Consider the following 21,935-nt stretch of genomic DNA (forward strand, 5'->3'; position numbering starts at 1 on the left):
TCGTCGCCCCGCCCCCGCGCATCGTCCTTCCGGTGACGCCGCCGATCGTCGCCGCGCCGAACCCCGGCACGGGCTCGCAGTCATCGCAAGGCGCGGGATCGACCGGGACCGGCAGCGGCGCTGGCGGCCGGGGTACGGGAACCGGCGGTGGCGGCAGAGGCGGAGATGGTACCGGCGCGAACAGCGGCGTCGCCACTTATCCCCGCCAGACCGCTGGACGCATCCGCTTTTCCGACCTCCCGCCGGACGTTCGCAAGTCCCGCACCGGGGCCGATATTACCGTGCGATACCGGATCGGCGTGGACGGGCGGGTCAGCGGCTGCACGGTGGTCGTGTCCAGCGGCAGGGCGGACGTGGACGACGGCACCTGCCGTCGCATCACCGAACGCTTCCGCTTTCGCCCCGCTCGCGATGCGCGCGGCAATCCGGTGCCCTTCCTCATGACCGAGACCCACGGCTGGGACAATGTGAGCAGCGACGAAGACGAGCCGTGACGCCGCCATTCCGACCGGCTAGGAGTGCCCTCCAACCAGAATACGCCAACCAGAATACGGAAGAGGAGAATCCCATGGCCACGATCGACGAAACCCACGACAGCGCCCTGCGGTCCTGGGTGGAAAGCGCGAACGGCCACGGCGACTTCCCGATCCAGAACCTGCCGTTCGGCGTGTTCTCTCGTCGTGGAGAGGGCCGCGAAACCCGGCGCGGCGGCGTGGCGATCGGTGACAGCATCCTCGACCTTTCGGCGCTGGCCGGGACGGGGCTGTTGGAAGGCGAGGCGCTGGATGCCGCGCGCGCCGGTTCGGGCGAAAGCCTCAACCCGCTCCTCGCGCTAGGTGCGGTTCCGCGCCGCGCCTTGCGCCGCCGGATTTCCGCACTCCTCGCTGAAGGCGCTGCTGAACGCGCGCAAATCGAGCCGCTGCTGGTGCCGATGGCCGAGGCGGCGATCCACCTGCCCGCGCGGATCGCGGACTACACCGATTTCTACGTCGGCATCCACCACGCGACCAATATCGGCAAGCTGTTCCGCCCCGACAATCCGCTGCTGCCCAACTACAAGCACGTCCCCATCGGTTATCACGGCCGCGCCTCCACCGTGCGGGCGAGCGGCGCCCCGGTGGTCCGCCCCAATGGCCAGACCAAGGCGCCCGACGCCGAAAATCCCTCGTTCGGCCCGATCGCCCGGCTCGACTACGAACTCGAACTCGGCGTGTGGATGGCGCAGGGCAACCAGCTCGGCCAGCCGATCGCCATCGGCGAGGCGCTCGACCATGTCGCCGGCGTGACCCTGCTCAACGACTGGTCCGCGCGCGACGTGCAGGCCTGGGAATATCAGCCGCTCGGGCCGTTCCTTTCCAAAAGCTTCCTCACCACCGTCTCGCCCTGGATCGTGACAATAGAGGCGCTCGCCCCCTTCCGCATCGCGCAGCCGCCGCGCCCCGAAGGCGACCCCCAGCCCCTGCCCTATCTCTGGGAAGACGCCGACCAGCGCGAAGGCGCGCTCTCGCTCGACCTCGAAGTGGCGCTCAGCACCGGCAAGATGCGCGATCAGGGCCTCCCTGCCCAACGCCTCAGCCATGGCCCCGCCAGCAACATGTACTGGACCATCGCGCAGATGATCACGCACCATGCCTCCAACGGCTGCGAGATGAACCCCGGCGACCTGCTCGGCACCGGCACCATCTCGGGCCCGGAAGACGGCTCGCAAGGGAGCCTGATGGAAATCACCCGCGCCGGCCGCCAGGCGCTGACCCTGCCGACCGGCGAAACGCGCACGTTCCTGGAGGACGGCGACGAACTGGTGCTTTCGGGCCGCTTCGTGGCGGAAGGCGCGGTTTCGATCGGGTTCGGGGCCTGCTCCGGGGTGGTGCAGGCTGCGGTTTCGGTGAAGTAGTAAGAGGGAAGAAGCAGGGGTCATCACCCCTGCACCCCGTTACTGTCGAGGTAGCGCCCCGACTATCCGTCTAGCGCCCATGGCTGCGTCGGGAGACAATTGGCTGCGCCGCAAGGAGCGCACTACGAATAGCGAGTGCGCAAGGCGGACATTCCGAGGGTCTGGGGGATCATCCCCCAGGACTTCCTACTACTTCAAAGCCACTCGTTAGCCCGATACCACTCGGCAGTAGCCCGCAGCCCGTCGCGCGTATCGATGCGCGGCTCCCAGATCGAAGCTGGAACGGCCGCCTCGGCAGCGACCACCCAGTCCGGATGGCTGAAATAGGCCGCCCGGTCGGCGGTCATCTTCGCACCGTCACCGCGCAGGAACTGGTCCACCCGCGCCGCCTTGCTCAGCGCACCGGGTGACAGCGAGAGCACCCGCACCCGGCGACCGACGGCGGCACCGATGGCGCGGGCCATCTCGACATTGTCCCAGCCGAGCGGCTTGCCGTCGTCCGGCTCGAACAGCTTGCCGGTCACATCCTCACCGCCGGGCACCAGCGCCACCAGCAGGCGGGCGAGATCCTCGACGTGGATCATCGAGGCGGAGCCGCCCTTGGGCACCGGCACCACGCCCCAGCGCGCGGCGCGGAACAGCTCGAACATTTCCTTGTCGCGCGGGCCGTAGATGGCGGGCGGGCGCACGATGGTCCAGTCCAGCGGGCTGGCGCGCAGGAACTTCTCGGCCTTGGCCTTGGAGGCACCATAAGCGGAAAGCTGCGGCTCCCGCGCGGAGAGCGAGGAAACGAAGACGAAGCGGCGGATGCCTTTCGCAACGGCCGTCTCGATCAGGTTGAGCGTGCCGGTAACGTTGCCTGCCTCATAGCTCGCGGCGTCTGGTGCGCTCACTACGCCGGCGACATGCAGGATCGCCTCGGCGCCGCGCGTCAGTTCGGATAGCGAGGCGGTGTCGCGCAGTTCGCCGCGAACCCAGGTGACGTTCTCGCGCGGCTCCTGCTCGCGCCGGGCCAAGGCGCGCACGTCGTAGCCTGCGGCAACGGCCTCATCGAGCAGCGATTGGCCGACGAAGCCGGTGGCGCCGGTAAGCGCGATGGTGGGACGGTCTATTTCCATCACTTCAGAACAAGCTGGTCGCGATGCACAACGGATGAACGGGGCGAATATCCCAGCACCTCGGCCTGTTCGCTGGAGTGCAGCCCCCGGATCGCATCGCATTCGGCGGCGCGATATTCGGAGAGCCCGTGGGCCAGCACCCGCGCCTCGGCATCGACGATGGCGACCGGATCGCCGCGTTCGAAGTGGCCTTCCACGCCGGTCACGCCCTTGGCGAGCAGGCTCGATCCCCGCGTCAGCGCGGCGGCGGCACCGGCGTCGACGTGAATGCTGCCCTTGAGCCGCAGCCGCCCGCCGAGCCAGGCCTTGCGCGCGCCTGCCCTGCCCCCGTTCTTTCCGGGACGGGGAAGAAACAGCGTGCCGATACCCTGCCCGATGATACGCGCTACCGGGCGCTCGTGCTGGCCATTGCCGATGACGAGGCAGATGTCCGCAAGCTCCGCGATCTCGGCCGCCTGCAACTTGGACACCATGCCGCCCGAGCCCATGCCCGAGTTCGATTCGGTGCTGGCCATGGCGTGGACTTCGCTGGTCACGCCCTCGACCACGGCGATCATCCGCGCGCCGGGCTCCTTGGGGTGCCGATCGTAAAGACCGTCGATATCGGAGAGCAGCACCACGGCGCTGGCCTGCGCGGCCTGCGCGACGCGCGCGGCGAGGCGATCGTTGTCTCCGAAACGGATTTCCTGGGTGGCGACCGAATCGTTCTCGTTGATCACCGGCACCGCCCCTGCATCGAGCAGGCGCGTGAGCGTGGCCGTGACGTTGAGATAGCGGCGGCGATCCTCAAGGTCGTCCAGCGTCAGCAGCATCTGCGCGGCGGTGAGGCCGTGGCTGCCGAGCAATTCCGCCCAGAGCCCGGACAGCGCGATCTGGCCCACCGCTGCGGCTGCCTGCGCATCGGCCAGCGAACCGCGTCCGCCCTTTTCAAGCTCCAGCGTCGCCGCGCCCAGCGCGATGGCGCCCGACGAGACGACGATCACCTGCTGCCCACGCGTCCGCGCTTCGGCAATCTCCGCAACGAGCGCGGTCAGCCAAGCGCGCCGCACGCCTTCCTTGCCGACGAGCAGGGCCGAGCCCACCTTGATGACGAGGCGGGGTGCAAGGGCTCTGTCGGAGAGATCGGAAAGGCGCGATACAGGCATGGAGGCAGAGCCTCTAGGACAGATGCCGCGCCGTGGAAAGGACTCGCGTGCGAAAGCGCCCCCTCCCTGTCCCGTCGCGGGAACGGCAGGGCGCCCAACCCGTGCCGTCGCCCCCGTCCGGCCGGCTTCTATGCTGGAGAACCGAAGCGTTTTGCCCGTCGTGCGCGGAACGCCTCGTGGCCGCTGACCAGGAGAATACCGGCAACGACCATGATCGCGCCGCCGATGAAGGCAGGTTCCAGCCGCTCGCCCAGCAGGACGACGCCGAAGACCACGCCGAACAGCGGCGTCATGAACGACAGCACGCCCAGCCGCGAGGCGAGATAGACGCGCAGCATCCCGAACCAGACCAGCAGGCTGATCAGCGAGACGAAGACGATCTGGAACGCCATGCTCAGGCCGAGCAGCGGGGTGGCCGTCACGGCGGTCTGCCCGGTGCCGAGCGCCAGCAGGCCCAGCAGCACGAAGGCGCCGAGGAGCTGGTAGAGCGTCGTTACCGTGCTCGGCGCCTGCGAGAGGCGGGAAAACCGCAAGGTCAGCGTCGTGGCACCCCAGGCCGCGCCCGCACCGATGCCCATGAGATCGCCGATCCAGGCCGTGCCGCGCGTGGGCCCTGATCCCGCGCCGCCGAGGAACGAGACTGCCACCCCGCCGAAAGCGATGACGATGCCCAGCCATTGCAGCGGGCTCAGGCGCTCTTCCGGTAGTCCGAAATGCAGCCCAAGCGCCGTGAAGATCGGCGCGGTGTAGAGGAATATCCCCATGTGCGAGGCGTTGGTGAAGCGCAGCCCCTCTCCCATGAACAGGTACTCCAGCGCGAACAGTGCGCCGATCGCGATCCCCGGCTTCCAGGTGCCGCCGCGCAGGGCATGGCTCTCGCCCCGCGCGAAGACCAGCGCGGCGATGAACAAGGCCGCGACGCCCGAGCGCAGGCAGATCTGCAAGACCGGCGCCATGTCCGATGCCACGGCTTTCAGCGCCGTCTGCTGCATGCCCCAGATCGCGCAGAGGGCGATCATCAGCAGCGCCGCCTGTCCATCGACGGGTTTTCGGGGAGTGGTGTGATCACTGCTCATAGACCGCTCCCTTAGCTTCGCGGGCGCATTGGCGGCAGTATTATTTTCGAGGCGGCGCGGCACCCTCGATCATGAACCATGGCGTGCCCTCTCCTTCATACGGCGGCGCCGGGTAGAGCCAGCGCAGCGCGTCTTCCGCCGCGTGGTGATAGACGGTGGCGTGGGACGCGCTCTTGCTGAAATCGTCGTAGCGGAAGGTCAGGCGCTGCGACGGCTGGGCGGAGAGCACGGTGCGCAGCCGGTCGATCCCGTCCTGCATCGTTCCACCCTCGTCGCCCACCGCCAGATAGAGCCGCGCTTTCGCCAGGTCCTTCAGGCGCGCCGTGTGGTCGAGATCGGCAAGCGGGCGGCGGTCGTCCCACCAGAGGCTGGGGCTGATCGCCACATAGTCCCCGAACAGGCCCGGATCGTGCAACAGGGTATCGACCACGAACAGTCCGGCAAGCGACTCTCCCATGATCGCGCGGCGCTCTCCCGCACGAAAGCGCTTCTCCACGAAGGGAATGACGTCCTGCCGCAGGAACTGGCGAAACCGATCGGCGCCGCCGCTTTCGGGGAAGGCCGACAGATAGCGCGGGTCGGTAGGGCGCGAGGTCAGCTCCGCGCGGCGGTTCTTCGTCTGCACGCCGACCACGATCATCGGCCCATAAGTCCAGCTCAGCGAGGCGAGATTGCCGAGACCCGCGATATGGATGAAGTCCTGGTCCAGCCCGCCGTCCAGCAGATACAGCACCGGGTAGCGATCCTGCGACTTCTCGTAGCCGATCGGCAGCCAGACGTTCAGTTCGCGCGTATCGTCCAGCACGGACGAATGGAGACTGTAGCTGGTGCCGATCTCGATCGGTCGGCCGACGACTTGCTGTGGTGCCGCCGGCTGCGCGACAGCGGCAGCCGGAGCAAGGAAAAGTCCCAGGGCGAGAAGCGTCTGCTCGATCTTCATCGCCATGGTCTAGCGACCACTGCCTTGCCTGCCAACATCCTCCTGATCCGCAAGGAAACTATTGCCGAACCGGGATCAGATCGGTGACCAGGGCTTGTCGTCGGCTTCTTCCTGTTCGCCGTGAGGACGTTCGGTCACGGTTGCCGCGGGAAGGTAGTCGATCACCGCGTCGAGCAGCTTGGACATGCCCTTGCCGGTCGCGCCCGAAATCGGGAAGACTTCCTGCGCGCCGGCCTTGAGCAGTTCCTTGGCATAGGCCGCCGCCAGTTCATCGTCGACGAGGTCGATCTTGTTCAGCGCGACCAGGCGCGGCTTGCCGTCGAGATCGCCGCCATAGGCCTCCAGCTCCTCCTCGACGATGTGCATCGCCTCGACCGGATCGGTGTTCGAAATGTCGATGAGGTGAACGAGCACGCGGCAACGTTCGATGTGGCCGAGGAAGCGATCCCCGATGCCCGCGCCTTCCGCCGCGCCCGCGATCAGGCCGGGAATGTCGGCCAGCACGAACTCACGGTTCTTGTGCATGACGACGCCAAGCTGCGGGCGCAGCGTGGTGAAGGCATAGTCGCCGACTTTCGCCTTGGCGTTGGACAGCTTGTTGATGAAGGTGGACTTGCCCGCATTCGGCATCCCCACCAGGCCGACGTCGGCCAGCAGCTTGAGCCGCAGCCAGACCCACATTTCCTGCGCCGGAATGCCCGGCTGGTGCTGGCGCGGCGCGCGATTGGTGCTGGTCTTGTAGCTGGCGTTGCCGCGTCCGCCCATGCCGCCTTCCATCAAGGTCACGCGCTGGCCCGCCTCGGTAAGGTCGGCCAGGACCGTCTCGCGGTCCTCGTCGTCGACGATCTGCGTGCCGACGGGAACCTTGATGACAAGATCCTTGCCCGCCGCGCCGTTGCGGTTCTTGCCCATGCCGTGGCCGCCGCGCGGCGCCTTGAAGTGCTGGGTATAGCGGAAGTCGATCAGGGTGTTCAGCCCGGCGACGGCCTCGAACACGATATCCGCGCCCTTGCCGCCGTTACCGCCATCGGGACCGCCGTATTCGACGTACTTCTCGCGCCGGAAGGAAACCGCACCGGGGCCGCCGCCGCCCGAACGGATATAGATCTTGGCCTGGTCGAGAAAATGCATCTTATGGGTTCCGGCGCGTTCAAAGACGTTCAAGGCGAAGTCGGCGATGGCAATGCCATCGTTTTTCCGTCCATCGCGGATAAACAAAAAACCCGGTCATGTCGCGTCAAACGCTTCACGCCGGGGGAGATCCGGGACAGCCCGGATCGCTTCAGATCTCAAATACTGGTGGAGCCGAGGGGGATCGAACCCCTGACCTCGTCATTGCGAACGACGCGCTCTCCCATCTGAGCTACGGCCCCGTTCCAGTATCTTCGCAAGACGCAAGCGCCCTGCAAGGCGCTCCCCTTAGCGAACTGCTCTCACGCATGAAAGAGCAAAAAATATCTTCAAAGCAGATTCAGGAGCGGCAGCCGATGGATCGAAGGCCGCTCCCGAAAAGGCGTCAGTGCGCGTAAGCCTGCTGCGTCACGTTCGGCGCAGTGGCGACCGGCGTGGTCGCAGCGGGGACGCTGGCCGAAGCGCCGGCCCCGTAGCGCGCATCCCAGGCCGCGAGATCGGCGCGGTACTGGTCGTAGCTGTTGAAGAACTCCTTGAACGGCGCTTCCGCCTTGGCAAGCCCGGTCACGGCAAAACCGTCAAGCTGCCCGGCCTGAACCGTCTGGAGATCGACCGCAAGGCCAAGCGCGGCATTGCAGAGCGCCGGAACCACCGGCGGCAGCGCAAAATAGTTGTAGACCTGGGTCTGGTAGGATTCACGCTCGCGGATCGACTTGGCGCCGAACCGGGACTTGAATTCCTTGTCCAGAGTCTTGTTCGCAGCGGTCAGGCTCTTCGTGTGCTTCTTGAGGAAGTCCTTGTAGCCCGCCAGGATCGGCTCGTACTGCGGGCCGACGCAGTTCAGCGCGGCGACGTTGTAGGCCGAGCGCAAGTTCCACAGGGCCTGCGCGGAAGAGATGCCGCTGTTGACGGTGGCACGCGAACCATCGACGGCCACGGCCGGGATCATCATGTTCGGCGAGGCGCCCAGCGGGGGCATGGGCCGAGGCGGAATGACCACGACCGGTGGCGGCGGCGGAGGTGCCACGGCCACTTCCTTGGGGCCGCAGCCCGACAGCAGGGCGACGAGCGAACCCGTCATCAGCGTAAGGCCGCGCAAGACGCCGCTTTTCTTCAGGTCAACCACCCCGGACACTCCAATTCTCAAGAATGGAGTGATTCTATCGCGACTCGACTCCAATGAAAATGCCCGGTGCGACGAATCGCACCGGGCATGATCGTTTCAACCGTCAAAAAACGGTGGATTAACGGCGGTCGCCCAGGAAGGTCAGCAGGAACTGGAACATGTTGATGAAGTCCAGGTACAGGCTGAGCGCACCCATCACCACGGCCTTGCCGATGAATTCGGTGCCGCGAAGCTGGGCATACTGGTTCTTGAGCATCTGCGTATCATATGCGGTGAGGCCCGCGAAGATCAGCACGCCGAGCACCGAGATCGCCAGTTGCAGCACGGTGGAGCCGACGAACAGGTTGATCAGCATCGCGATCAGGATGCCGACCAGGCCCATGATCAGGAACGTGCCGAAGCCCGAAAGATCCTTCTTCGTGGTGTAGCCATAAAGGCTGAGGCCCGCGAAAGCCGCGGCCGTTGCGAAGAACGTGGTCGCAATCGAAGTCGCGGTGAAGACCAGGAAGATCGCCGAGAGCGACAGGCCCATGACCACGCAGAAGCCCCAATAGAGCATCTGGACGGTCGACGTCTTCATGCGGTTCAGGCCGAAGTTCATCGCCAGCACGAAGCCGAGCGGCGCCAGCATGATGACCCAGCGCAGCGGCGTGCTCAGCACCTGAACCGCCATGCCGGAATTCGCGAAGAGCACCGCAACGATGCCCGACAGCAGCACGCCCGAGGCCATGTAGTTGTAGATGGACAGCATGTAGCTGCGCAGGCCCGCGTCATACGTGGCCTTGCCGCCGGTGCGTCCGTCAAGGCTCGGAGACGCACCGAAGCCCGTGCCGGGCTGGGGGTCGTTCCAATTCGCCATTTCAAACTCCTTTGACGGGCACCAGCGAAATGCGGCAGCCCGGACAAAGGGAATATCGGCTGTCCGCGCTCCGAATTCAAGAAAAACCGGAGCGGGTGATTTGTGTCAAAATGTAAATAACAGACGCGATTACTCGCGCCCTGCTCTACGCCTTCAGAGCCCGGTTGAAAAAATCTCCTCGGGGGCATTTTTAGAACGGGCCGGTGCCGCGAAACTCGCCTGCGGCGAATTTTCAAACGAACCTTCAGGCTTGCCGTGCTTCCGCCGCCATTTCGGCGTTGCGATCGCGCGAAGCGGCCATCGTGGCCGCGATCAGTGCGGCCAGCGCACCGTCTGCGTCGAGCACGTTCATGCCGGCACGGGTCGAGCCACCGGGGCTGGCGACCTTGTCCGCCAGTTCACCGGCGGAGAAGGGCGATGCCGCCGCCAATTGCGCCGCGCCTTCCACCATCGCCAGCGCCAGCCGCTGCGACTGGCCCTCGTCCAGGCCGAGCGCGACCCCGCCCGCCGCCAACGCGTCGATGAAGCGGTAGACGAATGCGGGCCCGCAGCCGGCGAGCGCCGTGACGGAATCGAACAGGTCTTCACGGGCCAGCCATTCCGGCGTGCCGAGGTGCGCCATCATCGCCGTTACCGCCGCGCGTCCGGTCTCGTCGAGGCCGCGCGAATCCAGGGCGATGGGGGACTTGCCGATCGCGGCCGCCAGATTGGGCATGATCCGCACGATCGCACCGGCTTCGGGGAAACGCGCCGAAAGGCTGTCGAACTCCACGCCGGCCAGGATCGAGAAAAGCGCCGTCCCGCGCCTGACGAGCGGGGCAATGGCCGGCGCCGCTTCGTCCAGCCCCTGTGGCTTGATGCCGAGCATGACGACGTCGAAGCGCCCTTCCTTCGGCAATTCCTTCAGCAGGGTGACGCCAGCGGGGACATCGGCGCGCTTCGGATCGACGACGGTGAATGCGGCGGGCCGCATGCCGCCATTCAGCCAGCCTTCGAGCATCGCGCCGGCCATGTTGCCGCACCCGATCAGGAGGATGTTGCCAAAGCGATCCATGTCGTTCTCCTACCGCCCGATTTCGCGCGGAATTTCATACCGGTCCGCCGCTTACGAGAGCGCGGCGAGACTGCCAAGGGCCAAGGTCCAAAACCAGGGCGGGCCGGGAAATGCTTCAGGCCTCTCCGGCGGCGTCGATCATCGCGGCGGCAAGCGCCTCGGCCGGGGTCTTGTCGCCCCAGAGGATGAACTGGAACACGGGATAGAAGCGATCGCATTCCTCGATCGCCGCTTCCACCACGGTCTGCGCTTGGCCGGGGCCGAGCAGGCCGTCTTCACCCAGCATCAGGCCGTGCCGGTAGAGCACCACGCCGCTGCTGGACCAGGTGTCGAAATGGCCGACCCAGATCTGCTCGTTGATCAGTGTCAGTGCCTCGAACATGGCCTGACGTTTGCTGTCGGCGATGCGAATGTCCGGCAGGCAGAGCAATTGCAGGACGCGGTCTTCCGCGCGCCAGATCGCCTGGATCTGGTAGGTGGCCCAGGCACCCTTCACTTCGGCGGAAATCTCGTCCTCACCGGAATATTCGAACGCCCAGTCGCGCGCCTCGAACAGTGACGCCAGCATTTCGATCGGGGCGGATTCATCCTCCCGGCCGATGTCGTCCTGTACCGTTCTCATGATTTCCGACATTTGCCCTCCGCGACGCGAGAAGCCATGGATGCTTTGCCAAGGGGGCCAAGCACAATCCGGGACACGCGATCGCCTGAGCAAAACTCCACTTGCCTGTTAACAGGGTGTGGATAAGGCCGGACGATGGGAAATCGGGACGGCCTGACTTCATGCCCCGGGGTTCGGCTCACTACATTCAGGCCCGCACGGCCCCGACGTCGATCCGACCTACTTCGCCCCAAGCGGATCCACGACTTGCCCGGCCGGACTGGTCCAGGGCAGCGCATCGTCGAAGCCCTGCTTCTTCGCATCGGTCCGGAATTCGTTCGCCGCCTTGAGCGTGGGGAACGGGCCGACCAGGATGCGGTTGGTCCGCCCCATGTCGCTGACGTAAGGCTCGCGGCCCTTGAACAGCGCGGGAGCCTGCTTGTTGTAGCGGCGCCAGTCGAAGGCGATGGCCCCCTTGTCGCGTCCGACACCGATCTGCACCCAGATGCGGCTGGGATGAGAGGGCGGCGCGGGCTTCTTCGCCTTGGCGGCATCGGCCTTGGCCTTGGCCTCGGCCTTTGCTTTGGCATCAGCCTTGGTTTTCGCGCCGGGCTTCTCGTCTTCGGCTGCGCTCTTGGCAGCGCCGGACTTGGACTTGGAGTCGGGCTTTTCGGCGACCTTGAGCGCTTCCGGCTCAGGCTTTGGCAGTTCGATCCTCGGCGGGGCGGGACGTGCCGGCTCGATCTGCCGGATATCGACCGCGCCGGATGTCGGCATGTTCTGCGTGGTCGGCTTGCCGATATCGGCGAAGATCTGCTCCAGCGACAGCTGCTGCGCATTCGGTTCCGGCGGAGCTTCCAGGCTCGGCTTCCTCACAGAAGGCTGCTGCACCGGTGGCTTTGTGGCCGGAGCGGCGGCCAGGGCGGTAGCGGGAACCGGCGCTGTCGACGCCGATGAGGTACCAGGTTGCGCCTGCGATTGGCCTTGAACAGGGTTGGCGCGCGCCAGATCGAAGCCGGGCGCTGCCGCCGCCGTGCGGTCGGGCGAGCGCGTGGGCTGCGATGTCGCGGGCCATGCCGCACTGGCTCCCGCCGCTTTGGGGTCGAAACCGGGCGGCAGCGATGAAGGGGGCGCGGAACGTCCAGCGGCGGAATCAGAGGTGGCCGCGAGATTCGATGGCGCAGCGCTGGTTGTTGCAGGCGTCGTGGCGGCTGGCTTCGCAGTGGACGCCAGCGGCGGCAGTTCGACGACCGCGCCATCGCGCTCGATCGTCGGCTTGGGTTCGGGCGGCGCGGTGCGGACCGGTTCGGGCGGCTTGGCCGTTGCCGAATTGGGACGCCTGGAGCTCGTCCGCGAACCGCCGATCCGATAGGAGTCGGCAGCGGCGACTGCGGCGCCACTGGTTTTGGATGCCCCCTTGGCGGCGCTTCCGGCACGGGTCGTCCGCGAGGAACGGTCGGCCGTCTTGCCGCTGCCCAGCGCATCGCCGCGCGGCACCAGATTCGCGTCCGCGCTTGCGACCTGCACCGGCCTGTACGCGGCGATGCGGGCATCGTCGTGGCCGATCTCGGAGGCTCGCGGGAACTTGCCGAGGTTGGCGGCGGCGGCCTGCTGGGCGCGCGTCAATCGCGGCATGTAACGCAAGTAAGGCGCGATGTTCTGCGCGAGTTGCGGGGGCAGGATGGTGTTGGAAATCTCCACGGCCTGCTTGGTATCGCCCGCAATCGCCAGCGCGAAGGCGCGCGTGCGCCAGCCCGGCTTGTCCTGCTTGCGCAGCAGCGGCATGATCGTGGTCTCGGAGGCCTGCGCATCCCCGGCGATGGCCTGGCTGATGGCCAGCCGCATGCGCACATCCTCGTCGCTCGCCCCGCCCAGCGCCAGCGCGTAGTATCGCTGCGCGGTCAGGTTGTCTCCGACGAGATCGTAAGCGAGCCCGCGATCGGCCGCGAGCTGGCTCTGGCTGGCGCCCGCCTTCTCGGCTTCGGCAAAGAGCGGAAGCGCCGCAACCGGATCTCCGCTCTGCGCCAGGGAAGCGGCGAGGCCCGCCTTCACCCGTGCATTGCCGGGCGAGATATCGTCCGCGCGGCGGTAAAAGCCGATGGCCGCCTCGAAATCGCCGAGCTTGCGTGCAGCGTCTCCGGCATCCAGCAAGGCCGACACGTCTCGCGGATCGCGCCCCAGCCGGGACAGCGCGGCGTTGAGCTTCAGCTGGTCGGCGCCCGGCAGGGCCTGAACCACCGGCGCGCTTGAGGCCGGGGTCGACATCGTCAGGGCAGGACCGGCCAGCGCGATGCAGGCGGCCGTCGTGGCCAGCCACTTGCTCGAAACCTTCTGACGTACCCGCAAAACCAGAGAAACCTCTCAAAACGCGCGATAAAATGCAGCCTGATTCTGCCGGAGGCCCGACATCCATCGAGCCCCGCCGAACCAGACTGCAATCAGACCGCCCGGCGCTCGATCCGGCGGGGCCCGATAGCGCCGGGATATGTCGCTCGGATCATGAACCCTGCCGGAACAGCCACGGGGAAGGCGGGCGGGACGGCCTGCAAGACCACCCGCCCGCTTCGCATTACTGGTTGTTCTGACGTCCGAGGAAGCGGGGGATGCTGATCGAGCCGCCATCGTCGTCGTCGCCGCCGGCCGCCTCAGCCGCTGCCGGCTTCGGGCGCGAGAGGCTGGTCATGCGTTCGAACAGGGTGCTGCCACCGCTCGCCGGCCGAGCGGGTGCCGCAGGAGCCGGGGCAGGTGCCGTCTGGGCCGGAGCTGCCGGGATCGGGCGCGCACGAACCGCTTCGGGCTCGGCTGCCTGAGCGACCGGCTGGCCGCCATTGAGCAGAAGTTCATCCTGCTGACGTGCGGAAGCGGCACCGAGATCGAGCGGCTGGCTGTTGCGCAGGCCGCCATAAGCAACGGGCGCTTCCTGCTCGACTTCCTCGCTGGCGCCGAGTTCGAGCTCGAAAGGCTGCTCGGCCGCTTCGGGCGCGGGCGTCGACAGTTCGAACGGCTCAGAGGCCGGAGCGGCAGCAGCCGGCGGGATCGCCACGGCCGGAGCCGGGGCGACGAGCGGCGTCGGTGCGCTGGGAACCGGACGCGAGACCATCGGGCGGACGGGGCCGCGCGAGGCGCTGAGGTTCAGCGGGCGCGAGGCGATCTCGGCCATTTCCGTGGTCTGCTCGATGCCGGTGGCAACCACCGAGACGCGAATCTTGCCCTGGAGGTCGGGGTTGAAGGCCGAGCCCCAGATGATGTTGGCATCGGGATCGACCAGCTCGCGGATGTGGTTCGCCGCCTCGTCGACTTCGAGCAGCTTCATGTCGTCGCCGCCGATGATCGAGATGATCACGCCCTTGGCACCCTGCATCGACACGCCGTCAAGCAGCGGATTGGCGATGGCGCGTTCGGCCGCTTCGAGAGCGCGGTTCGGGCCTTCGCCCTCGCCCGTGCCCATCATCGCCTTGCCCATCTCGCCCATGACCGAGCGGACGTCCGCGAAGTCGAGGTTGATGAGGCCCGGCATGATCATCAGGTCGGTGATCGAGCGCACACCCTGCTGGAGCACTTCGTCGGCAAGCTGGAAGGCTTCCTTGAAAGTGGTTTCCGCCTTGGCGACCAGGAACAGGTTCTGGTTCGGAATGACGATCAGGGTATCGACGTGCTTCTGCAGCTCCTCGATGCCCGAATCCGCCGAACGCATGCGGCGCGTGCCTTCGAACATGAAGGGCTTGGAAACCACGCCCACCGTCAGCACGCCCTTGGCGCGCGCGGCCTGTGCGATGATCGGTGCCGCACCCGTGCCGGTGCCGCCGCCCATGCCGGCGGCGATGAAGACCATGTGGACGCCGTCGAGCAGGCGTTCGATCTCTTCGATCGTCTCTTCCGCTGCGGCGCGGCCCACTTCCGGACGCGCACCGGCGCCGAGGCCCTGCGTGATCTCGGGGCCGAGCTGGATGCGGGTTTCGGCGATCGCGTTGTTGAGCGCCTGTGCGTCGGTATTGGCGACGACGAAGTCCACGCCCTCTATCTGGGCCTGGATCATGTTGGCGATGGCGTTGCCGCCCGCGCCACCTACGCCGATGACGACAATGCGCGGACGAAGTTCTTCGATCGCCGGCGGTCCGATGTTGATGCTCATTTCGATCTCCTGGCAGGCACGTGCGCGAAGAAATTTACCTTGACTAGCCTGATTGCACGGCTGCCTCCGTCAAGGCAAAGCGCGCGGGCTTGTTGTCCACAGGCGAAACCGCCAATTCCAGCCAATCGCGGCGTTCGTGTCGCAGGAATTGCACGACTGGGCAAAGTGTTCAAAAGTATTCCCTCAGGGCTCTATAGACGCGGTTGACCACGCCCAGGCCGCTGTAACTGACTGTACCTTGGCGGTTCTTGCCGAACGTGCGAATGTCGATGGGGTCTGCCGCCGCGTAGAGGACCAGGCCCGCCAACGTCGAAAAGCCCGGTTTTACGTGGGCTTCGGCAAGTCCCGACAGATGCGGCACCCGGCCGATGCGCACGGGTTTGCCAAGCGCGGCCTGCGCATAGTCGGCCAGGCCCACCAGCTCCGCGCCGCCGCCGGTGAAGACGACCTGCTTCCCCCGCTGGGCGTTGAAGCGCATCAGCTTGAGCGCCTTGTTGATTTCTTCCATCAGGATGCCGAGCTGGCCGGTGATAACGCCGATCAACTCGGCGCGAGGGATGCGGTTCTTGTCGTCGGCATGGCGCGCGATCGGGCCGGTGCCTTCCTCGCCCGGCGCATTGACGGGGATCATCTCGCGGTGATCGTGCGGACTGGCGATGGCCGAGCCGTTCACGCACTTGAGACGTTCGGCCTGGAAGCGCCGGATGCCGAAAGCCGAGGCCACCGCGTCGGTAATGTCGGCCGAACCCATCGGAATCGAGATCATGTCGATCAGCAGCCCGTGCGAATAGACCGCGACATTGGTGACTTCCGCGCCGAATTCGACGAGCGCCACGCCAAGATCGCGCTCCTCGGGCGAAAGGCAGGCCTGCCCCGCAGCAATGGGAGAGCCGACCACGGCCTCCACCTCAAGATGCGCGCATTGCACGGCCTCGGTCAGGTTGCGGATCGGTGCGCCGTCCGCCAGCACGATGTGGATATCGACGCCGAGCCGCTCTGCATGGAGCCCGGTCGGGTTACCCACGCCGTGCGCTCCGTCCAGGCGATATTGCGCCGGCTGCGCGTGAAGCACCATGCGGCCGTCCGGCTGGATCACTTCCCGCGCCGAAATCAGCAGCTGGTCGATGTCCTCCTGCTCGATACGACGCCCGCCGATCTCTGCATCGAACTGGTCGATGCGGCTGGCGAGCCCTGCCCCCGAACAGCCGATCCAGACCTTGGACACGCTGGTATCGGCCATCTTCTCGGCCCGGTCGATCGCATCGCGCACGGCGTAAGTGGCAGCGGCCATGTCGGTCACGTAGCCGCGCTTGATGCCCTGGCTGGCACGATGGCCGGAGCCGAGCACGATCATGTCCCCCATCTCCGACATGCCCGCGACGATCGCGGAGATGCGGAACGAACCGATGTTTACCGCGCCGAAAACGCGGGTGATACGCGGCGGCGCCATTACTGCTCCTCCGCCGCAACCGCTGTGGTCGCGCTCGCTTCGACACCGGTATGCGGCACTGCCCCCGCCTTCATCGCCAATTCCTGTCCTTCACCGTCCGGCACCCGCAAGTAGATCCGGTCCTTCGCCCGCATGTCGATCGCGGTCGCCTTCCCGCCGATCAGCCGATTGGTGCCGTCGAGCCGCGCGAACGTGACCAGCGCACCGGCCGACTCCGTGTCGCCTTCCGGCAAAGCCAGAACCTGCCCGGTCTGGAACGTCAGATTCCAGCGACGGTTGCCGATCCATTCGGCTTCCTGCACTTTCGGCTGAAGCGCGGGCGCGGCTTCCAGCAAGTGGCCAAGCTGCGTCACCTGCTGGCCCGCCCCGGGGCCGGAAACGATCAGCTTGCCCTTGGCATCCTTGCGGGCGATCGCTTCCAGTTCCTGACCGGTCTCGTCGATCAGCACGAAACGGTCGGCCTTGCGCAGCACGGCATGCGGCTCGCGCTCGACGATATCGATCACCAGGGTGTCGGGAAGCTGGCGCGAGACGCGCGCGTCCTTGACCCACGAGAGGCCCATCAGCTCTCCGCGCAACCCGTCGAGATCGACCTGGGTCATCGCCCGGTCACGCTCGGCCAGGGCCTTTTCGTAAACTTTCAGCTCGTTGAGGTTCTTCACCCCGCGCACTTCGACGCGCTTCACCTCGAACCCGGCATCGGCGGCGACTTGCGCGAACTGCTTGCCCGCCAGCATCGGCACGCCCGCCGCATTGGCCACGACCCAGACGAGCAGCCCCGCGCCGCCGAGGATGGCGACGAGGAAGATCTTGTGAAGCTGCTCCTCGGTGAAGGGCAGCCAGCTCATCACCGTGTCGACGGCGGTGCCGCTGGTCGCCTTGGCCTGGCGCACCTTGGCCTTGGTGTTCTGGGCCGCCGCGGCCTTTCGCGCTGTCTTCGGCTTGCGCCGGATCGTCTGGCTCATTTGCCCCCCTTGGCGACCTTTCCAGCGTCGGCCAGCGCTTCCGCAATTATGGCTTCCACGAGATCGGGGTACTCCATCCCGCAGGCGCGCGCCTGCTCGGGGACGAGGCTGAGCGGGGTCATGCCCGGCTGGGTGTTGACCTCCAGCAGGAACAGTCCCTCGATGCCCTGCGTGTCGTCCCAGCGGAAGTCGGCGCGGCTGGTGCCCTTGCAGCCCAGCAACTGGTGGGAGCGCAGGGCGAGATCCTTGCAGGCCGCCGTAATCTCGTCCGGGATTTCCGCCGGGCAGACGTGCTCGGTCATGCCGTCGGTATACTTGGCGTCGAAATCGTAGAAGCCGGACTTGGGCTTGAGTTCGGTGACCAGCAGAGCGCGATCACCGATCACCGCCGTGGTCAGTTCGCGCCCGCGAATGAAGGGTTCGGCGAGCAGGCGGTCGAATTCCTGCCACGGGCCCTCGGCATCCGGCGCGATGGGATTGCCGTAGTTGCCTTCGTCGGTGACGATGGCGACGCCCACCGACGATCCCTCGTTGACGGGCTTCAGCACATAGGGACGCGGCAGCGGATCGCGCTCGTGGATCGTGGCGCTCTCGACGATGCGGCCGCCGGGCATGGGAATGCCGTGAGGGACCAGCGCCTGCTTGGTCAGTTCCTTGTCGATGGCGATCACCGAAGTGGCGAGGCCCGAGTGGGTATAGGTGAGGCCCATCAGGTCCATCATGCCCTGCACCGTGCCGTCCTCGCCCGGCGCGCCGTGGAGCGCGTTGAACACGACGTCCGGCTTCGCCTCCGACAGACGCAGCGCGACATCGCGGTCCATGTCAATGCGGGTGACCGTGTGGCCTTTGGACTCAAGCGCCTTGGCCACGCCCTCGCCGCTCATCAGCGAGACCGGCCGTTCGTTCGACCAACCGCCCATCAGGACCGCGACGTGGAGTTTGGAGAGGGTCACTGCGTCAACTCACTTCTTGCTTCAGCGGATAGTCCAACCCGCTGGATTTCCCATTCGAGCGTCACGCCCGAGTTTTCCTTGACCCGGCGGCGGACTTCCTCGCCCAGGGCCTCGATATCGCTGCTGGTGGCGTCGGCTACGTTGAGCAGGAAGTTGGTGTGCTTCTCGCTCACTTGCGCGCCGCCGAGGGTCAGGCCCCGGCAGCCGGCTTCGTCCACGAGCTGCCAGGCCTTATGGCCCTCGGGGTTCTTGAAGGTGGAGCCGCCGGTCTTGCTGCGCAGCGGCTGGCTGGCTTCGCGGCTGGCGGAAATGCGGTCCATTTCCGTCTGGATCGCCTCGGGCTCGCCCGCGCGGCCCTTGAAGCGTGCGGCGACGACCACGGCGCCTTCGGGCAGTTCGGAGTGACGATAGGTATAGCCGAGATCGGCATTGCCCAGCGTGACCAGCGTGCCGTCGCGCAGCACCACGTCGCAATCGATCAGGATATCCTTGACCTCGCCGCCATAGGCGCCGCCGTTCATCCGCACGAAGCCGCCGACCGTACCGGGGATCGAGCGCAGGAATTCGACACCGGCAATGCCGTTGTCACGCGCGGTCGAGGAGACGAGGATGCCACTGGCGCCGCCGCCGCATTCCAGCGTGACGTCATCGACGCGGGTGACTTTCGCGAAAGCCTTGCCCAGGCGGATCACCACACCGGGAACGCCGCCGTCGCGCACGATCATGTTGGAGCCGAGGCCGAGCGCCATGACCGGAACCGAGGGGTCGAGATCGCGCAGGAAGCCTTGCAGGTCGGCAAGGTCCTTCGGCTCGAACAGCCACTCGGCCGCACCGCCCGACTTGAACCAGACGAGCGGCGCCAGCGGCGCATCGGCCTTCAGCTTTCCGGAAACCTGCGGAAGATGCGCGGCTTCGCTCAAGCGGCCCTCCGCTTGACGATCGCCTCGGCCAACCCGGCTGCCCACTTGGTGATGTCGCCCGCGCCGAGGCAGACCACCATGTCGCCCGGCTGGACCGAAGTGGCCAGCGCGTCGGCCAGGGCATCCGGCCCGGCAATGACTTGCGCGGAGCGGTGTCCGCGCGCCTTCATGCCCGAGACCATCTGCGCGGAATCGACACCTTCGATCGGCTGCTCGCCCGCCGCGTAGACCGGGGCGGCATAGACCACGTCGGCATCGTTGAACGCGCCTTCGAAGTCTTCCATGTGATCGCGCAGGCGCGTGAAGCGGTGCGGCTGGACCACGGCGATGACGCGGTTGCGCACGCCTTCGCGCGCGGCGGCGAGCACGGCGCGGATCTCGACCGGGTGGTGGCCGTAATCGTCGATCACGGTCACGACACCGCCCTCGACTTCGACTTCACCGACCTTGGTGAAGCGGCGCTTCACGCCGCCGAACTTGGAGAAGCCGGTCTGGATGCATTCTTCCGAACAGCCCATCTCCACCGCCACGCCCACGGCGGCGAGCGCGTTCTGGACGTTGTGGCGGCCGGGCATCGGCAGTTCGATGCCTTCGATCCGGCGGAACGAGCCATCGCGCTGGCGCAGGGCCACGTCGAAGCGGTTGCCGCCCGGGATCGGCGTGACGTTCTCGCCGCGAATGTCGGCCTGGGCGGAGAAACCGTAGGTCACCACGCGGCGGTCGCGCACTTTGGGGATGATCGCCTGCACTTCCGGGTGGTCGATGCAGAGCATCGCCGCGCCGTAGAATGGCACGTTCTCGATGAATTCGACGAAGGCGTCCTTCACCTTGTCGAACGAGCCGTAATGGTCGAGATGCTCGGGATCGATATTGGTGACGACAGCGATCGTGCCGTCGAGGCGCAGGAACGAGCCGTCGCTTTCGTCGGCTTCCACCACCATCCAGTCCGAAGCGCCGAGGCGCGCGTTCGAGCCGTAAGAATTGATGATGCCGCCGTTGATGACGGTGGGATCGACCCCGCCCGCATCGAGCAGCGCCGCGATCATCGACGTCGTGGTGGTCTTGCCGTGGGTACCGGCCACGGCCACCGTGTTCTTGAGGCGCATCAGCTCCGCCAGCATCTCGGCGCGGCGGACCACGGGAATGCGGTTTTCGAGCGCGTAGACGACTTCGGGGTTATCGCGCTTCACGGCGGTGGAAGTCACGACGACGGCCACACCCTCGACGTTATCAGCCGACTGGCCGATCATGACCTTGATGCCGCGCTGGCGCAGGCCTTCCACCACGTAACCCTCGGCAATGTCGGAGCCCTGCACCGAATAGCCGAGGTTGTGCATCACTTCGGCGATGCCGGACATGCCGATGCCGCCGATGCCCACGAAGTGGATCGTACCGATGTCGGTGCCGACGCCCCTCACTGTGCGGGCTCCTTCGCGAGCTTGCTCTTTGCGAGCGCCTCGCCGCCCTTGGCAGGCATGGCCTTCTCCAGGCGGATCACGTCCATGATCGGCGCCGCGCCGAAGCTTTCGACAAGGTCGGCCAGATCGCTGGCGGCATTGGGATATCCGCAGTTCCACGAGGCGTGGGCGGCATTGGCAAGGGTTTCGGGGTGCTGGGCCATGGCCTGTATCTGTTTGGCGAGCATGGTCGCGGTGAAGCTTTCCTGACGGATCGCGCGGGCGCCGCCGGCGGCGACGATCTCGCGCGTGTTGGCGGCCTGGTGGTCGTCGGTGGCGATCGGCAGCGGGATCAGGATCGCGGGACGACCGACGGCGGTGAGTTCCGCGATGGTGGAGGCGCCGGAACGGCCGATGAAGAGATGCGCCCCGGCAAGACGCTCCGCCATGTCCTCGAAATAGGTCGCCAGTTCGGCGGGGATGCCGTGCCCGGCATAACGGGCGCGGACAGCCTCGATATCCTCGGGGCGGCACTGCTGGATCACCTGGAGCCGCGAGCGCAGCGCCGGGGGCAGCATGGCGAGCCCGTCGGGCACGACTTCGGACAGCACGCGCGCGCCCTGGCTGCCTCCGGTCACGAGGATGCGCAGCAGGCTGTCGTCGGTAAACTCGGGGAAAGGCGCGTCCCGCAGCGCGAGGACTTCGTCCCGCACCGGATTGCCGACCAGAGTGACTTTGTCCGCAAACTTGGGATCGAGCCGGTCCACCTGCTCGAAAGCCGTGGCTATGGCATTCACCTTGCCCGCGAAATAGCGGTTCACGCGCCCGAGCACCGAATTCTGCTCGTGCAGGATCGTCGGGATCTTCGCGGATTTAGCCGCCAGCATCGTGGGCAGCGCGGGATAGCCGCCGAAACCGACCACGGCCGTCGGCTCGAAGCTCTCGAACAGGCGCAGCGCCATGGCGCGGCCGGACAATATGCCCTTCAGGCCCTTGAGCCAGTTCAGCGGGTTCTTCCCCGCGATGCGGCCCTGCGGCAGGACATGCGCGGGGAGATAATCGGGCTTGCCGGGGATCGCCGCGCCGCGCTCATCGGTGATGAGCGCTACGTGATGCCCGCGCCGGTCCAGTTCGGCGGCGAGCGCGAAGGCGGGAATGAGGTGCCCGCCCGTCC

At 66.6% G+C, this 21,935-nt stretch carries 19 protein-coding genes and 1 tRNA gene; 2 read left to right on the forward strand and 18 right to left on the reverse strand.

Features of this window, described 5'->3' with window-relative positions:
- Positions 1–494 (forward strand): energy transducer TonB (locus ACI3K3_RS22730; RefSeq protein WP_404917904.1); only part of this gene is annotated, 494 nt, incomplete at its 5' end.
- Positions 495–568: 74 nt separating this feature from the next.
- A complete protein-coding gene (fahA, locus tag ACI3K3_RS22735) occupies positions 569–1,894 on the forward strand; it encodes a fumarylacetoacetase (protein WP_404917906.1) in 1,326 nt (441 codons plus the stop codon).
- A 194-nt stretch (positions 1,895–2,088) separates the two neighbouring features.
- Here fahA and ACI3K3_RS22740 read toward each other — a convergent pair whose 3' ends face one another.
- The 18 genes from ACI3K3_RS22740 to murG form a co-directional block, all read right to left on the reverse strand.
- The gene (locus ACI3K3_RS22740; protein ID WP_404917908.1) at positions 2,089–3,012 is read right to left on the reverse strand and encodes an NAD-dependent epimerase/dehydratase family protein; all 924 of its coding nucleotides are present in this window, start codon (positions 3,010–3,012) and stop codon (positions 2,089–2,091) included.
- The gene (gene proB / locus ACI3K3_RS22745; protein WP_404917910.1) at positions 3,012–4,157 is read right to left on the reverse strand and encodes a glutamate 5-kinase; all 1,146 of its coding nucleotides are present in this window, start codon (positions 4,155–4,157) and stop codon (positions 3,012–3,014) included. Before proB ends, ACI3K3_RS22740 begins: the two co-directional genes overlap by 1 nt.
- 128 nt (positions 4,158–4,285) lie before the next feature.
- Complete coding sequence (locus ACI3K3_RS22750; RefSeq protein WP_404917912.1) at positions 4,286–5,233, reverse strand: DMT family transporter; 948 nt, start codon at positions 5,231–5,233, stop codon at positions 4,286–4,288.
- A 40-nt stretch (positions 5,234–5,273) separates the two neighbouring features.
- Positions 5,274–6,179 (reverse strand): alpha/beta hydrolase, encoded by a 906-nt coding sequence (locus ACI3K3_RS22755; protein WP_404917914.1) that lies wholly within the window; start codon positions 6,177–6,179, stop codon positions 5,274–5,276.
- A 69-nt stretch (positions 6,180–6,248) separates the two neighbouring features.
- Positions 6,249–7,304, reverse strand: coding sequence for a GTPase ObgE (gene obgE, locus ACI3K3_RS22760; RefSeq protein WP_404917936.1), 1,056 nt, complete (start codon positions 7,302–7,304; stop codon positions 6,249–6,251).
- A gap of 166 nt (positions 7,305–7,470) precedes the next feature.
- Positions 7,471–7,546, reverse strand: a tRNA-Ala gene (locus ACI3K3_RS22765).
- 143 nt (positions 7,547–7,689) lie between these two features.
- The gene (locus tag ACI3K3_RS22770) at positions 7,690–8,430 is read right to left on the reverse strand and encodes a hypothetical protein (protein WP_404917916.1); all 741 of its coding nucleotides are present in this window, start codon (positions 8,428–8,430) and stop codon (positions 7,690–7,692) included.
- Positions 8,431–8,548: 118 nt separating this feature from the next.
- Positions 8,549–9,289, reverse strand: a complete 741-nt coding sequence (locus ACI3K3_RS22775; protein WP_313443209.1) for a Bax inhibitor-1/YccA family protein — start codon at positions 9,287–9,289, stop codon at positions 8,549–8,551.
- A 244-nt stretch (positions 9,290–9,533) separates the two neighbouring features.
- Positions 9,534–10,343 carry a pyrroline-5-carboxylate reductase family protein gene (locus ACI3K3_RS22780; protein WP_404917918.1) on the reverse strand — a complete coding sequence of 270 codons (810 nt, stop codon included), beginning with the start codon at positions 10,341–10,343 and terminating at the stop codon, positions 9,534–9,536.
- A gap of 115 nt (positions 10,344–10,458) precedes the next feature.
- A complete protein-coding gene (locus ACI3K3_RS22785; protein ID WP_404917920.1) occupies positions 10,459–10,965 on the reverse strand; it encodes a YbjN domain-containing protein in 507 nt (168 codons plus the stop codon).
- 219 nt (positions 10,966–11,184) lie between these two features.
- Positions 11,185–13,290 carry a tetratricopeptide repeat protein gene (locus tag ACI3K3_RS22790; RefSeq protein WP_404917922.1) on the reverse strand — a complete coding sequence of 702 codons (2,106 nt, stop codon included), beginning with the start codon at positions 13,288–13,290 and terminating at the stop codon, positions 11,185–11,187.
- Between the two features lie 223 nt (positions 13,291–13,513).
- A complete protein-coding gene (gene ftsZ / locus ACI3K3_RS22795) occupies positions 13,514–15,076 on the reverse strand; it encodes a cell division protein FtsZ (RefSeq protein ID WP_404917924.1) in 1,563 nt (520 codons plus the stop codon).
- Between the two features lie 169 nt (positions 15,077–15,245).
- Positions 15,246–16,526 (reverse strand): cell division protein FtsA, encoded by a 1,281-nt coding sequence (gene ftsA / locus ACI3K3_RS22800; protein ID WP_313442683.1) that lies wholly within the window; start codon positions 16,524–16,526, stop codon positions 15,246–15,248.
- Positions 16,526–17,491, reverse strand: a complete 966-nt coding sequence (locus tag ACI3K3_RS22805; protein ID WP_404917927.1) for a cell division protein FtsQ/DivIB — start codon at positions 17,489–17,491, stop codon at positions 16,526–16,528. The genes ftsA and ACI3K3_RS22805 overlap by 1 nt, the downstream gene beginning before the upstream one ends.
- Positions 17,488–18,444 carry a D-alanine--D-alanine ligase gene (locus tag ACI3K3_RS22810; RefSeq protein ID WP_404917928.1) on the reverse strand — a complete coding sequence of 319 codons (957 nt, stop codon included), beginning with the start codon at positions 18,442–18,444 and terminating at the stop codon, positions 17,488–17,490. The genes ACI3K3_RS22805 and ACI3K3_RS22810 overlap by 4 nt, the downstream gene beginning before the upstream one ends.
- Complete coding sequence (gene murB / locus ACI3K3_RS22815) at positions 18,441–19,364, reverse strand: UDP-N-acetylmuramate dehydrogenase (RefSeq protein WP_404917930.1); 924 nt, start codon at positions 19,362–19,364, stop codon at positions 18,441–18,443. Before murB ends, ACI3K3_RS22810 begins: the two co-directional genes overlap by 4 nt.
- On the reverse strand, positions 19,361–20,782 hold the full coding sequence (gene murC / locus ACI3K3_RS22820) for a UDP-N-acetylmuramate--L-alanine ligase (RefSeq protein WP_404917932.1): 1,422 nt from the start codon (positions 20,780–20,782) through the stop codon (positions 19,361–19,363). Before murC ends, murB begins: the two co-directional genes overlap by 4 nt.
- Positions 20,779–21,935 (reverse strand): undecaprenyldiphospho-muramoylpentapeptide beta-N-acetylglucosaminyltransferase (murG, locus tag ACI3K3_RS22825; RefSeq protein WP_404917934.1); only part of this gene is annotated, 1,157 nt, incomplete at its 5' end. The genes murC and murG, both read right to left, overlap by 4 nt.

It is taken from the genome of Novosphingobium sp. ZW T3_23 (assembly GCF_044987305.1).
Classification (GTDB): domain Bacteria; phylum Pseudomonadota; class Alphaproteobacteria; order Sphingomonadales; family Sphingomonadaceae; genus Novosphingobium.

Excerpts from the sequence above, each read along its gene's own strand:
- ftsA (WP_313442683.1), bottom strand. The coding sequence starts at position 16,526 with ATGGCGCCGCCGCGTATCACCCGCGTTTTCGGCGCGGTAAACATCGGT.
- ftsZ (WP_404917924.1), bottom strand. The coding sequence starts at position 15,076 with ATGAGCATCAACATCGGACCGCCGGCGATCGAAGAACTTCGTCCGCGC.
- proB (WP_404917910.1), bottom strand. The coding sequence starts at position 4,157 with ATGCCTGTATCGCGCCTTTCCGATCTCTCCGACAGAGCCCTTGCACCC.
- obgE (WP_404917936.1), bottom strand. The coding sequence starts at position 7,304 with ATGCATTTTCTCGACCAGGCCAAGATCTATATCCGTTCGGGCGGCGGC.
- ACI3K3_RS22750 (WP_404917912.1), bottom strand. The coding sequence starts at position 5,233 with ATGAGCAGTGATCACACCACTCCCCGAAAACCCGTCGATGGACAGGCG.
- ACI3K3_RS22780 (WP_404917918.1), bottom strand. The coding sequence starts at position 10,343 with ATGGATCGCTTTGGCAACATCCTCCTGATCGGGTGCGGCAACATGGCC.
- ACI3K3_RS22755 (WP_404917914.1), bottom strand. The coding sequence starts at position 6,179 with ATGGCGATGAAGATCGAGCAGACGCTTCTCGCCCTGGGACTTTTCCTT.
- ACI3K3_RS22785 (WP_404917920.1), bottom strand. The coding sequence starts at position 10,965 with ATGAGAACGGTACAGGACGACATCGGCCGGGAGGATGAATCCGCCCCG.
- ACI3K3_RS22805 (WP_404917927.1), bottom strand. The coding sequence starts at position 17,491 with ATGAGCCAGACGATCCGGCGCAAGCCGAAGACAGCGCGAAAGGCCGCG.
- ACI3K3_RS22740 (WP_404917908.1), bottom strand. The coding sequence starts at position 3,012 with ATGGAAATAGACCGTCCCACCATCGCGCTTACCGGCGCCACCGGCTTC.
- fahA (WP_404917906.1), top strand. The coding sequence starts at position 569 with ATGGCCACGATCGACGAAACCCACGACAGCGCCCTGCGGTCCTGGGTG.
- ACI3K3_RS22775 (WP_313443209.1), bottom strand. The coding sequence starts at position 9,289 with ATGGCGAATTGGAACGACCCCCAGCCCGGCACGGGCTTCGGTGCGTCT.